Source organism: Roseomonas sp. 18066 (assembly GCF_902706185.1).
GTDB lineage: Bacteria > Pseudomonadota > Alphaproteobacteria > Acetobacterales > Acetobacteraceae > Pseudoroseomonas.
This window is the reverse complement of sequence record NZ_CACSJM010000007.1, coordinates 22128-36201: the sequence shown is the minus strand read 5'-3', so window position 1 is coordinate 36201 and position 14074 is coordinate 22128. Positions and strand designations below refer to the sequence as shown.

Sequence of the window (14074 nt, the reverse complement as noted above, 5' to 3'; positions counted from 1 at the left end):
GTGTTAGTCCGCAGCCCCCGCGAGGGCCGCAGCCTCGCCATGGCGATCGAAGATCGCGCGGCCGCCCCGGAAGGTCAGGTCGGCCTTGGTGGTCAGGATCTCTTCCGGCGCGCAGGCGAAAAGGTCGCGCGAGAAGACCGTGATATCGGCCTGCATGCCCGGCTCCAGCGTGCCGCGATCGCCTTCGGCGAACTGCGCATGGGCGCCGCACCAGGTGTAGCAATGCATCGCCTGCTCCGGCGTCAGCGTCTCGCCGGCGCCGAGCACGGTGCCGCGGTTGCTCTTGCGGGTGACCATGGCATAGAGGTTGATGAAGGGATCCACCGTGCAGACCGGGCTGTCCGAGGAGGCGACCGGGTGGTGGCCTTCCTCCAGCCAGGTGCGCATCGGATAGGCCACCTCGGTGCGCTCGAGGCCCAGGTTCTTCACGTAGAGATCGCCGAACTCATACATGAAGACCGGCTGCGGCACCGGGATGATGCCGTGCTTCAGCATGCGCCGGCGCTGGTCGCGGTTGAGGAAGCCGCAATGCTCGATGCGGTGGCGGCGGCCGTCGATCGGCATCTCGGCCGAGCTCGCCTGCTCCATGCCGACCAGCACCTGCTCGATCGCCGCGTCGCCGATGGCGTGGATGTCGAGCTGCCAGCCCTGCTTGTGGAACTTCGCCAGCAGCGAATGCATCTTGTCGTCGGGGAAGCAGAAGATGCCCGTGCCGCCGCCGGCGCTCTCGAGATACGGGTCGAAGAAGGCCGCGGTCAGGCCACCGGCGGAGCCATCGCCGAACACCTTGACGGCGCCCCAGGCCAGCAGCTCCTCGGCATCCTCGCCGCGGGCGAAGTTCGGGCGGAGCCCCGCGGCATAGGCCTCGTCGGCGATGCCTTCCGGATTGCCGGCCAGCACCTGCCACATGCGCTGCAGCAGGCGCCCGTCGGCGGCCGCGCGGCGGAAGGCGTCGATCTCGGCCATGCCGCCGGTCATGCCGACATTCATGTCGGAGGCCGAGGCGAAGCCCAGCGCCGCCAGGTTGCGCCCGGCGGCCTCGATGGCGTCGACCATCTGGCCTTCCGACGGCGGCGCCATCTTGTCGCGCACCAGGCGCATGGCGCGCTCGGCGAAGAGGCCGGTGAGCTTGCCGTTCTTGCGCTCGATGGCGCCACCCTCAGGGTCGGGGGTGTTGTGGTTGACGCCGGCCAGCCGCAGCGCCGCGGTGTTGGCGACGGCGACATGGCCGCAGGTGCGGGTGATGAAGACCGGATGGTCGGGCGCCGCGCGGTCCAGCTCCTCGGCCAGCGGGTGGCGGCCGATATCGAGCTCGCCATGGTCATAGCCGCGGCCGAGGATCCACTGGCCCTTCGGCGTGGTCTTGGCAGCCTTCGAGATGCGCGACAGCACCTCGTCGAGGGTGCGGACCTCCTCGGCGCGGAGGTTCACCTGGCTCAGGCCGAGGCCATAGGAGAGCAGGTGCATATGCGCTTCGTTCAGCGCGGGCGCGGCCACGCGCCCGCCCAGGTCGATGCGCTTGGTGGCGGCGCCCGCAGCGTCGGACACCGACGCGGCATCGCCCACGGCCAGCACGCGGCCGTCCTTGATGGCGATGGCCTCGGCATAGCCGCCGGCGAGGCCGCGGAAGATGCGGCCGCCGGTGATCAGAAGGTCGGCGGTCATGCGCGCCAGTCCAGCTTGCTGCCTTCGATCAGCCGCAGCGCCGAGGCCCAGGCCCATTCGCTATGCGCCAGCGACTTCTCGGGATTGCCGTTGAACTGCGCCGCGGTGCGCTGGCGCACCTCCTCGGGCGGCAGCACCAGCTGGTCCAGGCCGCTGCCGGCCAGGGCCGCGACCTGCGCCTGGCAGGCGCGCTCCAAATAATAGATCAGGTTGAAGGCCTCGGGGATGCTGCGCCCGGCCACCAGCAGGCCGTGGTTCTGCAGGATCATCGCCTTGTGGGCACCGAGGTCGTGCACCAGCCGGTCGCGCTCGTCGAGGTCGAGCGCGATGCCCTCATAGCCATGATAGGCGAGGTGGCCGTAGAACTTCAGCGCATGCTGGCTGATCGGCAGCAGCCCGTGCTTCTGCGCGGAAACCGCGATGCCGGCGGCGGTGTGGGTGTGGACGACGCAGAAGGCGTCTTCCTTGGCCATGTGCAGGGCGGAGTGGATGGTGAAGCCGGCGGCGTTGACCGGCTTGGAGGCGCCATCCTCCTCCACGACATTGCCGTGCAGGTCGATCTTGACGAGGTCGCTGGCGCACATCTCGTCGAACAGCACGCCATACTTGTTGATCAGGAAGTGGTGGTCAGGGCCCGGCACGCGCGCGCTGATATGGGTGTAGATGAAGTCGGTCATGCGGAAATGCGCGACCAGGCGATACAGCGCCGCGAGGTCGCAGCGCACGCGCCACTCTTCCTCGGAGCAGGCCATCCGTGCCGGCGGCGTGGCGATGTTCATGAGCCCCAACTCCCTCTGATGGAGGGGACTGTCCAACGCCGCGCTTGGCCCCGTCAACCGGTCGTGAGAGTTGTGCAACGCAGCACAAAGCCGGCTTGCCTGTGCCCCAGGCAAATCCGTGCTTTAGGCGCCCAATGCGGCGGCATTCCACCGCAGTGCAGCGAAGGCGACCGCGCGCCCTGCGATACCTTGCCGGGATAGCCCCGGCCGCGAAAATCCGCAACCTGCAGCCCAACACTTTTGTCGCGCCGTAAGTTGCTGCCACCCTGCTGCAAACTTCACGACCCTGATAGGGTGAAACCGCGCGGAATCGCCCGCCCAGCCCATCAGCGCCCTCCAGAAGGATGCCCCCCGTGCTCCAGCGCCTCCACGCCGCGTCGCGCCGCGCGCTCCTGTCAGTTGGCATCGCCGCCGCGCTGCCCTTCGCCGCGGCGCAAGCGCAGACGACGCCCGCGCCGACCGGCACGCTGCGCGTCGTGCTCAGCAACGAGCTGACCAGCATCGACCCGGTGGTGTCCACCGCCGCCTTCGTGCGCAACCACGGCTTCATGGTCTACGACCAGCTCTTCGCCCTCGACGGCAAGGGCCTGCCGCAGCCGCAGATGGTCGGCGCCTACACCGTCTCGGCCGACGCCATGACGCACCGCTTCGCGCTGCGCGAAGGCCTCGCCTTCCATGACGGCCAGCCGGTGCGCGCGGCCGATGCCGTGGCCTCAATCCGCCGCTGGGGCGCCCGCGACGTGGTCGGCCGCGCGCTGCTCGCCGCCACCGCCTCGCTCGACGTCGTCGACGACAAGACCTTCGAGCTGAAGCTGGCCCGCCCCTTCGGCCCGGTCACCGAATCGCTCGCCCGCGCCACCGGCAGCGCCCTGTTCGTCATGCCCGAGCGCATCGCCCAGACCCCGGCGACGACGGCCATCACCGACCCCACCGGGTCCGGCCCCTTCATCCTCGATCCCGGCGCCTGGCGCATCGGCGACCGCACGGTCTATCGCCGCAACCCGAACTACCGCCCCCGCCCCGAGCCCGCCGACGGCCTGGCCGGCGGCAAGGTGGTGAAGATCGACCGCCTGGAATGGGTCGCCATGCCCGACGCCGCCGTCGCCGGCAGCGCGCTGACCAATGGCGAGATCGACTTCATCGAGCACCCCGCCCCCGACCTGCTGCCCCTGCTGCAGCGCTCCCGCGGCGTCACCGTCGGCCTGATCAACCCGATCGGCAGCATGGTCTGGCTGCGCCTCAACCACAGCCAGCCGCCCTTCAACGACCCCCGCGTGCGCCAGGCCCTGCTGCACGCCATCGACCAGAAGGAAGTGCTGCAGGGCATGGGCATCCCGGCCGAGGACCAGGTGCCCTACTGCCCGGCCTACTTCATGTGCGGCACGCCGATCGAGAGCGCCGCCGGCGCCGTCGGCCTGCGCAACCCGGATGTCGACAAGGCCCGCGCCCTGCTGCGCGAAGCCGGCTACACCAACCAGCCGGTGGTCTTCCTGGACGGCGCCGACAACCCGCTGAACCACGGCTCCACCCTGGTGCTGGCCGAGCAGTTCAAGCGCGCCGGCCTGACCATGGACGTGCAGACCCTGGACTGGGCCACCGTCACCGTCCGCCGCAACCGCCGCGAGGCGCCGAGCCAGGGCGGCTGGAACGCCTTCGTCACCATCGCCAACGCGCTGGACGCCGGCAACCCGCTGTCCAACTTCTACCTGGCCAGTCCCTGCGAAGGCGGCCTGACCGGCTGGCCCTGCGACGCCAAGCTGGACGAGCTGCGCCGCGCCTGGTGGGAAGAAGCCGACGCCGCCAAGCGCGCCGCCCTTCTGGAGGCCGTCCACGCCCGCGCCTACGAGGTGCTGCCCTATATCAACGCCGGCCAGTTCCGCACCAAGTCGGCCTGGCGCAGCAACCTGTCGGGGATCCTCGCCGCCACCGTTCCGGTGTTCTGGAACGTCGAGCGGAAGTAAGGGCAGGTTTCTGAAGACAGGCCTTGAAGGCTGGGGGAATGAATTCCCCCAGACCCCCATCTTTTTTCTGATCTGTCGGCCGTGGGGTGACCTGCGCCTCAACGGCACCGTCGCCCGGGCATCACGGCGGGACGCCGTTTTCATACAAAAACAGCGCGACCTCAGAGGTCGCGCTGCGGATTGGCCGTTTCACTTACTGTCGTCACGTGGACACGGCAGTCTGACAGAAAAAAGAAGGGGTCCAGGGGAATTCATTCCCCTGGCCTGCCCCAAACCTTAATCCCGATATCCCGGCTGTTCCCGGTCCATCTTCCGCTTCAGGGCCTGCCACGGCAGCCAGCCCTTCACCGGCGAGTCCTTCGCCTGGGCGCGGACGCGGGCCACCATGTCGGCCGGCGGCATGGAGAGCGCGACGCCGGTGGACTGGGCGGCGACCTGGATGCGGCAGGACTGTTCCAGGTAGTACATCCAGTAGAAGGCTTCGGCCACCGTGCGGCCGATGGTCAGCAGGCCGTGGTTGCGCAGGATCAGGCAGGGCTTGTCGCCCATGTCGGCCACGATGCGCTCGCGCTCGTCGAGGTTGTCGTCGGCGGCGATGCCTTCGTAGTCATGGATCGCCACGCGGTCGTGCAGCTCCATGTTCATCTGGTTCAGCGGCAGCAGCCCGCCGGCCTGGGCGGCCACCGTCATGCCGGCCAGCGTGTGCGTGTGCATCACGCATTGGGCGCGTTCGACGGCGCGGTGCACGGCCGAGTGGATCACGAAGCCGGCCGGGTTCACCGGCCAGCTGGTGTTCTGCAGCGGCTCGCCCTCGGCATCGACCGCGACCAGGCTGGAGGCGGTGATCTCGTCGAACATCAGCCCGTAGGGGTTGACCAGGAAGCGGTGGCCCTCCCCCGGGATGCGGACCGAGAGGTGGGTGTAGACCAGGTCGGTCATGCCGAAATGCGCCATCAGGCGATAGGCGCAGGCGAGGTCCTCGCGCAGCTCCTGCTCGGTGAACTCGCGGCTGGGGTCGGGGCGGACGGGCGGCGGGGGCAGTGCCATCAGTAGCCTCGCTCTGGGTCGAAGAGGTTGGGCAGCGGCCGCCCCGCTTCGAAATCGGCGATGGCGGTGGCGACGTAGCGGGCGCGGTCCAGCCGGCTGGGCAGCGAGGCCGCGTGCGGCGTCACGATGATCTTGGAGTGCGACCAGAGCGGGCTTTCGGCCTGCAGCGGCTCCACCTCGAAGACGTCGAGCACGGCGCCGGACAGATGGTTGGCATCGAGCGCGGCCAGCAGGTCGGGCACCACGAGATGCGCACCGCGGCCGGCATTGACCACCGCCGCGCCCTTGGGCAGCTGGGCCAGCAGATCCGCGTCGATCAGCCCGGCGGTCTCGGGGGTCGAGGGCAGCAGGCAGACCAGGATGTCGGTGCTGGCCAGGAAGGCCGGCAGCTCGGCCGCGCCGGCGAAGCTGACCACGCCCGGCAGCTCCTTGCGCGAGCGGGCCCAGCCCTGCACCTGGAAGCCGACGCCCTGCAGCATCCGCGCGGCCTGGCTGCCCAGGTTGCCGAGCCCCATGATGCCGACGCGGCGCTCGGTGGCGGTGAAGCAGCCCTCGCGCACCGACCAGGTCTTGCTGGCCTGGCCGACGGCATAGTGGCGGGTGTCGCGCAGCAGCGAGAGGCAGGACCAGACGATGTACTCGCCCATGCGCTGGGCCACGGCGTCGCCGCCCATGCGCACCAGCGGCAGGTGGCGCGGCCATTCCGGGTCGCAGGTGATGTGGTCGACGCCGGCGGCGGAGGAGAACACCACCTTCAGGTTCGGCAGGGTCTTCAGCCAGCCGGCCTTGGGCTCCCAGACCACCACGTAGTCGACCGCCTCGGGCGCCACGCTGGCGTCTTCCCACCAATGCGCGCTGACCCGCGGGTCATATGCCTGGAAGCCTTCGCGCCACTCCGGCACGGCCGCCTCGCCGCCCGACTTCACCAGAACCTTGACCACTATCCCGCCTACCCTCTGCTCAAGCGGCCGGAGCCTGCCTCCGCGGCCGCGCCGCGTCCAGGGGCCGGGGGGCGCCTGGACCCCGCTTTTTGCACCGCAGCAGGGGGGATGCGCCAGCCGTTTGACCAGGATGGGCAAGCGATGGGCAATCCGGGTCGCGGCGGCGCCGATCAGGCCTGTCCGGCCCCTTGTCAGAGGGGGGCGGCAGGGCGAGGCTTTCGCCCGATCCGCGCATCAGGGCCTGCCATGACCGAGAACCCGCTCTTCGCCCCCGGCTTCAGCACCGCGCCCTATTGGTGGGAGGCAGCGCAGCCGGTGCCGCGGAGCAACGGCCTGCCGGAGCAGGCGGCGGTGGCGATCGTCGGCGGCGGCTATGCCGGGCTGTCGGCGGCGCTGACGCTGTGCCGGCTGGGGCACCGGCCGGTGGTGCTGGATGCCGAGCGGATCGGCTGGGGCGCCTCGTCGCGCAATGGCGGCATGGTCTCGGGCGGGCTGAAGGTCCTGGGCAAGACGCTGGGCGGCAAGCTGGCGCCCGAGAAGATCCAGGCGATCACCGCCGCCGCCGCCGCCAGTTTTCCTTTCCTTGAAGAACTGCTGGCGCGGGAGGGGATCGACTGCGACTACCGCCGCTCCGGCCGCTTCAACCCGGCCTATACGCCGCGGCATTACGCGGCGCAGGCGGCACGCGCCCCGAAGCTGGCCGAGATAACCGGCATGCCGGTCTACATGGTGCCGCGCGAGCGGCAGCATGAGGCGCTGGGCAGCGACCATTATTTCGGCGGCATGGTGACCGAGGCGAGCGGCAGCCTGCATCCCGGCAAATATGCTCGCGGCCTGGCCGAGGCCGCCGAGCGCGCTGGCGCGTTGCTGGTGGACGAGACGCGGGTGCAGGGCATCCGGCGCGAGGGTTCCGGTTTCCGTCTCGCCACCTCGCGCGGCGAGATCCGGGCGGATGCGGTGCTGGTCACCACCAATGGCTATTCGAAGCAGCCGGATGGCGGCAGCGCGATGCCGTGGCTGGCGAAGCGGATGATCCCGGTGGGCTCCTACATCATCGCGACGGAAGAGCTGCCGGCCGAGACGATCGACCGGCTGTTCCCGGGGCGGCGGATGGTGGGCGACAGCAAGCGGGTGCTGAACTACTTCCGCCCGGCGCCGGACAGCAACCGGGTGCTGTGGGGCGGGCGGGCCAGCTTCTCGCCGACGACGCCAGAGCAGGCGGCGCCGGTGCTGCACCGGATGATGCGCGAGGTCTTCCCCGAATTGGGCTCGGTGAAGCTGACGCATTCCTGGACGGGCAACGTCGCCTTCACCTTCGACTTCCTGCCGCATATCGGCGTGGAGGAGGGCATCCACTATGCCGCCGGCTGCCAGGGCTCGGGCGTCGCGATGGCAAGCTGGCTGGGGCACAATGTGGCGCTGAAGCTGGCGGGGGCGGCGAACCAGCGTTTCGCGCTGGACGGCCTGCCCTTCCCCACCCCGCCCGGCTATGGCGGCACGCCGTGGTTCCTGCCGTTCGTCGGCGGCTGGTACCGGCTGCGCGACAAGATCGACCGGATGATGGCGGCGTGACGGCACCCCTTAACAAGGCGGCGACATTTCACTTGATTATTAATTCAAAACGATCTTAATTTTGATGCAGGTCACATCTTTGGATCCTCGATGAACGTTTTTAAGGAAGCGGATTTCCACGCCCCCATATGGTCAAACGGCTTCGGTTACTTCCAGAACGACAAATCGATTCTAGAAGAAGACTATATTAAAGTAATTTCTGTCTCGGACGCCCAAATCGTCCCCAGCGACAGGGGCTATATCGCCGTGGATAGCGACGGCAGGATTGTTTCCGATTCCTTGCTCCAGCGTTGTGGCATCGGCAAAGAAAAAGAATTCATTTTTCCAAAAAAGATATTTGACGATCCGAATGAAGCTCTAATTGATATTGGCGATAAGCCGATTAAAATTTCATCGACACATCAAATTCCCACCGGCATCTTTCTTGGTAATTCGCACCGGGAATTCGGGCACTGCATTACGGAGTGCCTATCGCGTCTCTGGGCGCTGCCTGAACTTCCTTCTGACATGCCCATATTTATGTCTGGCATTGAATCCAATAACATTCTCCAGACGATCAGCGAGCTCTTGAGTATCCCTAGGAATCGCTTCATCTCAGTCTCAGGCAGAGATGTTCTCAGGGTGAAAAATCTCCTCATCCCAATGCAGGCCATCCATCTGTTTGGAAAGTACTCCAGAAAAATTTCTGCCACCTGGGAGAAAATTTCTCAGTCAGCGGATGCACGCTCCAAACTTTCATTTCCGGATAAAGTATTTCTGAATCGATCATCCCTGAGACGGAATGTCGAGGAGCAGGAGAGAATTTGTACCTTCTACGAAAATCATGGATTTTCGGCGATAAATCCTGAGGCGATGCCTTTTCTCGAGCAGATAATTATGTGCCGACGCGCGACTCATATTGCCGGCTGCGTGGGATCTCAAATGCATCTGGCTCAGTTTCAAATCGAGGGCCGGTTCACAGTATTCGGACACACGAATTTTCTACCAGCAGACTTCGCATGCTCTGCCTTCATTAAAGATCAGCATTCAACATTCTATGTCGCAGACGGCAATAATATCAAATACAAAGATATACTCGAGTCTCCATTTGGATTTTCGATTAATTTTCTAAATGAATATCTTCCGCAAAGTATTAAATGAATATTTTTGATTACGATGAATTATTGTATTTTTATTTTTGCTCTTCGTAGCTGCTGTTCCCGCAGGAAGATGAAAAGCCCGGCGCCGACGATGATCGCGGCGCCGGCCATGGTCAGCGGGCTCAGCAGCTCGTCAAAGAAAAGAAAACCGAAGAGCATGCCCCACAGGATCAGGGTGTACTGGTAGGGCACCACGGTCGAGGCGGGGGCGATGCGCAGCGACTGGTTGACGCAGAGATTGCCGATCAGCGAGCCGACGCCGAGGAAGAGCATCAGCACCAGATCCAGCAGGGTCGGCGTCGCCCAGCCTTCGATGGCGACGAAGACGGCGCCGAAGATGAGCGCGGCGGTGAGCTGGTAGGTCATCAGCACCTCGCCGCGGGTGCTGGCCAGCTTGCGGGTGGCGACCATGAAGCAGGCGTAGCTGAAGCTACCGACGAGCGCGCAGACCGCGCCGAAATTGATGCTGTCCGGCGAGGGGTGCAGCGCCAGCACCACGCCGCCGAAGCCGATGGCGACGGCCGTCCAGCGGCGCCAGCCGACCTGCTCGCCGAGCAGGAAGGGCGACAGGGCGGTCACGTAGATCGGGCCGGCCATGTAGTAGGTCATGACCTCGGCGAGCGGCAGCTCGGTCAGGGCCCAGAAGAAGAGCGAGGTTTCCAGCGTCGAGAAGGCGATGCGCAGGAATTGGATGCCGGGGCGCGCGGGCTGCAGGAAGGGTGCGGGGCCGAGGCGGCGGTTGAAGGGCGCCATGACGCAGAGGCCGGAGATGCTGCGCACCAGCAGCAGCTGGCCGACCGAATAGGCGCCGACGAGCCACTTTCCGAGCGTGTCGTTGACGGCGAAGAACAGCACCCCCAGCAGCATCAGGGCGATGCCGCCGGAGGCGCCTGATGGCAGGCGCAGGCGTGTCGACACAGCGATCTTCCCGTGCGGCTCTTCTCACCCGGCGTTGGGGGGAGCCGACGGTGTGCTGCTTAGCGTGGAATGTTGGCGCGCGGCAGCACAGACAGAAAAAAGATGGGGGTTCGGGGGAATTCCTTCCCCCGACCTTTTTTACCGGCGCCCGACCTCAGGATCGAAGCGCACGTCCGCCCGGGCCAGCCCGCCCGAGATGCCGACGGGCGTGCCGTCGGCGCGCCAGCAGGCCGCGCCCTCGATCATGCCGTTGTCGTGGAAGCGCACCGCGCCCATGCCGCCACCGATATGCTTCATGCGCTGGACCTTGTGGCCAAGGGCCGAGAGCTCGGCGTCCAGGCTGGGGTCGATGGTGGGCTCGAGCTCCAGGGTATGGCCGTTGGTCCACACCCGGGGAGCCTCGACGGCGTCCTGCAGCTCCATGCCGTGGTCGATCAGGTTGATCACCGCCTGCATCGCCGAGCCGAAGATGCGCAGGCCCCCCGGCAGGCCGAGGGCGAAGACCGGCTTGCCGTCGCGGCGGACGATGGTGGGCGCCATGGAGGTGAAGACGCGCTTGCCCGGGGCGACGGACAGCGCCTTGCCCGGGTGCGGGTCGAAGTTGAACATGTAGTTGTTGGCGATCAGCCCGGTGCCGGGGATGGAGAAGCGGGCGCCGAACAGGCTGTTGATGGTCTGGGTGCTGGCCACGATGTTGCCCGCCGCGTCGGCCACCGTGACATGGGTGGTGTTGGCCGATTCCGCCGGCGGGATGCCGGGGGTCCAGTCCTGGGCGGCGTCGAGCTTGAGGAGGGCGCGGCGCTCGGCGGCGTAGTCCTTCGAGGTCAGGCGGTCGACGGGGACCTTGATGAAGGCCGGGTCGGCGGTGGCGACGCCGCGGTCGGCGAAGGCCATCTTCAGGGCCTCGGCGAGCAGGTGGATGGTGGCCGTGCTGCCGGAGCCGAGGGCGCCGAGGTCATAGCCCTCCAGCAGGTTCAGCATCTGCGTCATGTGGACGCCGGCGGAGGAGGGCGGCGGCGGGGCCAGCACCTCGAAGCCGCGATATTTTCCGACAATCGGGGCGCGCTCGACCACGCTGTAGGCTTCGAGGTCGGCCAGGGTGATGAGGCCACCGCTGGCGGCCATGTGCTCGGCGAGCGCCCGGCCGATCTGGCCGCCATAGAGGACGGAGGGGCCCTGGTCGGCCATCATCCGCAGGCTGTCAGCGAGCAGCGGCTGGCGCAGCAGGGTGCCGGGCCGCGGCGGGGTGCCATCGGCCAGGAAGGTCGCGGCCAGGCCCGGGTCGCGGGCCAGGTCGGTCGCCGCGTCGGTGATGGCGCCGGTCAGGTAGGCGGTGACGCGGAACCCCTCGGACGCCGCGCGGATGGCGGGGCGCAGCACTTCGGCCAGCGGCAGGGTGCCGTGGTCGGACAGCGCCTGGCACCAGCCGGCCAGCGCCCCGGGGACGCCCATGGCGAGCACGCCCACCGCGTTCTTGCGGCCCTCGGTCTCCTGGTAGTCGGGCAGGGTGTCGGAGAGGGCGCGGTACATGTCGGCCGTCGCCGCCGCGGGCGCGGTGGACAGGCCATCCAGCACCAGGTGCCGGCCATCGGCCAGGCGGATATGGGCGACGCCGCCGCCCAGGGTGCCGACCATCATCGGCTCGACCACGGTCAGCGTGAAGAGCGCTGCGATGGCGGCGTCGATGGCGTTGCCGCCGGCCAGCAGCATCTCGGCGCCGGCGGCGGAGGCCACCGGGTGGTTGGTCACCACCATGCCCTTGCTGGCCAGGGCCGGCTGCTTCTCGCGGGCGAAGCGGCTGCCGGCGCGGTCGCGCCAGGGGGAGTTCGGAAGAGCGGTCATGGGGCGATCCCGGTGCAGGCGGCGCCGACGGCGCGGAAAAGGGCGGTGCGGGCCGCGCCCTGGTCGAAGCGCTTCCCTGGCGGACAGGTCCCCACAAGCTCGCGCCGTGGTTCCGGCTTGTCCAGGGGGGGCGCCTTGCGCCATCAAGCCTGCAGCACCGACCGCAGGAGCCCGAGGCGATGACCCAGGACGATCCCGAAGCCCTCCAGGCGCTGGCCACGAAGCTGTTCGACGCGGCGCGGGCTGGCGACACCGAGCTGCTGGAGGATGCGCTGGCGCATGGGCTGCCGGTGAATATCCGCAACGCGCGCGGCGACGGGCTGCTGATGCTGGCTGCCTATCACGGGCGGGAGGCGGCCGTGCGGCTGCTGCTGGCGAAAGGCGCCGATCCGAACCAGGCGAACGACCACGGGCAGCTGCCGCTGGCGGGCGCGGTGTTCAAGGAGGCCTCGGCCATCGTCGACGCCCTGCTGCAGCATGGCGCGCAGCCGGATGGCGCCGGGCCGGACGGGCGCACGGCGCTGATGGTGGCGGCGATGTTCAACCGCGACCTGCTGGTGCAGCGGCTGCTGGAGGCCGGGGCCGACAAGACCCGGCGCGACGCCACGGGCAAGACGGCCGCCGAGATGGCGAAGGGCATGGGGGCGCGGAACGCCCTCGCCCTGCTGGCGTAGCGCCTACCGCCCCGCCCAGCGCAGCGCGGCCAGCGCCAGGGCGTCGATGGTGTCGACCAGCGGCAGGCCGATCTCGGCCTGCGGCCCGGCCTGGATGCCCAGCGGGATCTCGGTGCAGCCCAGCACCACCGCCGCGGCGCCGCGCGCCTTCAGCGCCGAGGCCGCCTCGGCCAGCGGGGCATAGGCCTCGGCCACGCGGTTGGCCTTGACCAGCGCGATGCCGGGCGAGACCAGCGCCGCCATCTCGGCCTCGGTCGGCTGGATGCAGGTATAGCCGCGGGCCTCCAGCCGGTCCTGGTACAGCCGCATGGCCAGCGTCCCCGCCGTGCCCATCAGGCCGATGACGCCGGAAGCGATGCCCTGGCGCAGCAGGTCGTCGGCGGCGGCGTCGACGATGTGGATGATCGGCAGCGAGGTCGCCGCCTGCATGCCCTCGAACCAGCCATGCGCGGTGTTGCAGGGGATGGCGATGGCGCCGCAGCCGGCCGCCTCCAGCCCGCGAAGGCCGCGCACCAGCCAGGGCAGCGGGTCCTCGCCACCGGCCAGGCGCGCGGCGCTGCGGTCGGGGATGCGCGGGTCGGACCAGAGCAGCGCCGGCAGGTGGTCCTGGTCGCGCGCCGCCGGCGTCAGCAGGGTCAGCCGCAGCATGAATTGCGCGCTGGCCAGCGGCCCCATGCCGCCGAGCACGCCGAGGAAGGGGCTTTCGGGGAAGACGGTCACAGGCCCAGCCCATCCACGACGAGCTTGATCCCGGTGACCGCCAGAAGAACATGGATCAACTGATAAAAGACCTTGTCGCTGATGCGCCCGTGCAGCCAGACGCCAAGCCGCACGCCGATCGGCGCCAGCGGCAGCAGCACCAGGCTGGTGAGCAGGTTGGTGGCGCTCAATTGCCCGAGCAGGGCATAGGGCACAAGCTTCACGTAGTTCACCACGCCGAAGAAGACGACGGTGGTGGCCGCCAGCTGCGCCCGCTCCAGCCGAAGCGGGTAGAGATAGACAGCGAGCGGCGGCCCGCCGGCATGGGCGATGGTGCTGGTGAAGCCGGAGACGGTGGACCAGAAGCCGCCGCGCCACCGGCTGGGGCTGGCGGCCGTGGGCGCCGCGCCGCGCCGCGCCTGCCACAGGCTGCGCGCCAGGAAGACGAGGGCGATGACGCCGACCATGAGTTTCGTCATCCGGTCGCTCATGGCGCCGAAGGCCAGGCTGCCGAGCAGGATGCCCAGCAGCCCGCCGGGGATGATGGCCAGCATCTCGCGCCTGCTCCACCGGCCCCACCAGGCGCGGAGGCCGGCGATATCCATGGCGCAAAGCACGGGGAGCGAAATGGCGGCGGCCTGCGGCGCCGGCAGCAGCAGCGCCATGGCCGGCACCGACAGGTTGCCGCCGCCGGAGGCGAAGCCGCCCTTGCTGATACCGGTGATCAGCAGCGCCGGGATGGCGAGGGCATAGAACCAGGGATCGGTGATCAACAGGGGCACGGGCTGACGGAACCGGGACAGGGGTGTAAGCAGAAACGGCGGCGCCGCCCGCGAA

The 14074-nt window shown here is 68.2% G+C and carries 12 protein-coding genes; 4 read left to right on the top strand and 8 right to left on the bottom strand.

The genetic code is table 11. The features are described from left to right. Nucleotides 1–3: 3 nt before the first annotated feature. Both GVN67_RS02660 and GVN67_RS02655 read right to left on the bottom strand, forming a co-directional pair. Nucleotides 4–1665: an amidohydrolase gene (locus GVN67_RS02660; protein WP_159992721.1), complete on the bottom strand. Its 1662-nt coding sequence runs from the start codon at nucleotides 1663–1665 to the stop codon at nucleotides 4–6. Continuing rightward, entirely contained in the window at nucleotides 1662–2444 is a 783-nt protein-coding gene (locus tag GVN67_RS02655) for a class II aldolase/adducin family protein (RefSeq protein WP_159992720.1), read from the bottom strand. The genes GVN67_RS02660 and GVN67_RS02655 overlap by 4 nt, the downstream gene beginning before the upstream one ends. A gap of 353 nt (nucleotides 2445–2797) precedes the next feature. Here GVN67_RS02655 and GVN67_RS02650 point away from each other — a divergent pair, with 353 nt between their 5' ends. Further along, nucleotides 2798–4405, top strand: coding sequence for an ABC transporter substrate-binding protein (locus GVN67_RS02650; RefSeq protein ID WP_235034911.1), 1608 nt, complete (start codon nucleotides 2798–2800; stop codon nucleotides 4403–4405). A 276-nt stretch (nucleotides 4406–4681) separates the two neighbouring features. Here GVN67_RS02650 and GVN67_RS02645 read toward each other — a convergent pair whose 3' ends face one another. Together GVN67_RS02645 and GVN67_RS02640 are read right to left on the bottom strand one after the other, a co-directional pair. Continuing rightward, nucleotides 4682–5452 (bottom strand): class II aldolase/adducin family protein, encoded by a 771-nt coding sequence (locus GVN67_RS02645; protein ID WP_159992718.1) that lies wholly within the window; start codon nucleotides 5450–5452, stop codon nucleotides 4682–4684. Beyond that, nucleotides 5452–6393: a glyoxylate/hydroxypyruvate reductase A gene (locus GVN67_RS02640; protein WP_159992717.1), complete on the bottom strand. Its 942-nt coding sequence runs from the start codon at nucleotides 6391–6393 to the stop codon at nucleotides 5452–5454. The genes GVN67_RS02645 and GVN67_RS02640 overlap by 1 nt, the downstream gene beginning before the upstream one ends. 246 nt (nucleotides 6394–6639) lie before the next feature. Here GVN67_RS02640 and GVN67_RS02635 point away from each other — a divergent pair, with 246 nt between their 5' ends. Both GVN67_RS02635 and GVN67_RS02630 read left to right on the top strand, forming a co-directional pair. Then, complete coding sequence (locus GVN67_RS02635; protein WP_159992716.1) at nucleotides 6640–7965, top strand: FAD-binding oxidoreductase; 1326 nt, start codon at nucleotides 6640–6642, stop codon at nucleotides 7963–7965. Nucleotides 7966–8055: 90 nt separating this feature from the next. Continuing rightward, nucleotides 8056–9105 (top strand): DUF563 domain-containing protein, encoded by a 1050-nt coding sequence (locus GVN67_RS02630; protein WP_159992715.1) that lies wholly within the window; start codon nucleotides 8056–8058, stop codon nucleotides 9103–9105. Nucleotides 9106–9125: 20 nt separating this feature from the next. Here GVN67_RS02630 and GVN67_RS02625 read toward each other — a convergent pair whose 3' ends face one another. Further along, entirely contained in the window at nucleotides 9126–10022 is an 897-nt protein-coding gene (locus tag GVN67_RS02625) for a DMT family transporter (RefSeq protein ID WP_235034910.1), read from the bottom strand. Nucleotides 10023–10160: 138 nt separating this feature from the next. After that, a complete protein-coding gene (ggt, locus tag GVN67_RS02620) occupies nucleotides 10161–11864 on the bottom strand; it encodes a gamma-glutamyltransferase (protein WP_159992714.1) in 1704 nt (567 codons plus the stop codon). A gap of 179 nt (nucleotides 11865–12043) precedes the next feature. Here ggt and GVN67_RS02615 point away from each other — a divergent pair, with 179 nt between their 5' ends. Beyond that, a complete protein-coding gene (locus GVN67_RS02615) occupies nucleotides 12044–12538 on the top strand; it encodes an ankyrin repeat domain-containing protein (RefSeq protein ID WP_159992713.1) in 495 nt (164 codons plus the stop codon). A 3-nt stretch (nucleotides 12539–12541) separates the two neighbouring features. Here GVN67_RS02615 and GVN67_RS02610 read toward each other — a convergent pair whose 3' ends face one another. Next, entirely contained in the window at nucleotides 12542–13258 is a 717-nt protein-coding gene (locus GVN67_RS02610) for an aspartate/glutamate racemase family protein (protein WP_235034909.1), read from the bottom strand. Next, nucleotides 13255–14019: a sulfite exporter TauE/SafE family protein gene (locus GVN67_RS02605; protein ID WP_235034908.1), complete on the bottom strand. Its 765-nt coding sequence runs from the start codon at nucleotides 14017–14019 to the stop codon at nucleotides 13255–13257. The genes GVN67_RS02610 and GVN67_RS02605 overlap by 4 nt, the downstream gene beginning before the upstream one ends. Nucleotides 14020–14074: the final 55 nt, after the last annotated feature.

Coding starts and splice junctions, on each gene's coding strand:
- GVN67_RS02660 (WP_159992721.1), bottom strand. CDS start 1,665: ATGACCGCCGACCTTCTGATCACCGGCGGCCGCATCTTCCGCGGCCTC.
- GVN67_RS02655 (WP_159992720.1), bottom strand. CDS start 2,444: ATGAACATCGCCACGCCGCCGGCACGGATGGCCTGCTCCGAGGAAGAG.
- GVN67_RS02645 (WP_159992718.1), bottom strand. CDS start 5,452: ATGGCACTGCCCCCGCCGCCCGTCCGCCCCGACCCCAGCCGCGAGTTC.
- GVN67_RS02635 (WP_159992716.1), top strand. CDS start 6,640: ATGACCGAGAACCCGCTCTTCGCCCCCGGCTTCAGCACCGCGCCCTAT.
- GVN67_RS02630 (WP_159992715.1), top strand. CDS start 8,056: ATGAACGTTTTTAAGGAAGCGGATTTCCACGCCCCCATATGGTCAAAC.
- ggt (WP_159992714.1), bottom strand. CDS start 11,864: ATGACCGCTCTTCCGAACTCCCCCTGGCGCGACCGCGCCGGCAGCCGC.
- GVN67_RS02615 (WP_159992713.1), top strand. CDS start 12,044: ATGACCCAGGACGATCCCGAAGCCCTCCAGGCGCTGGCCACGAAGCTG.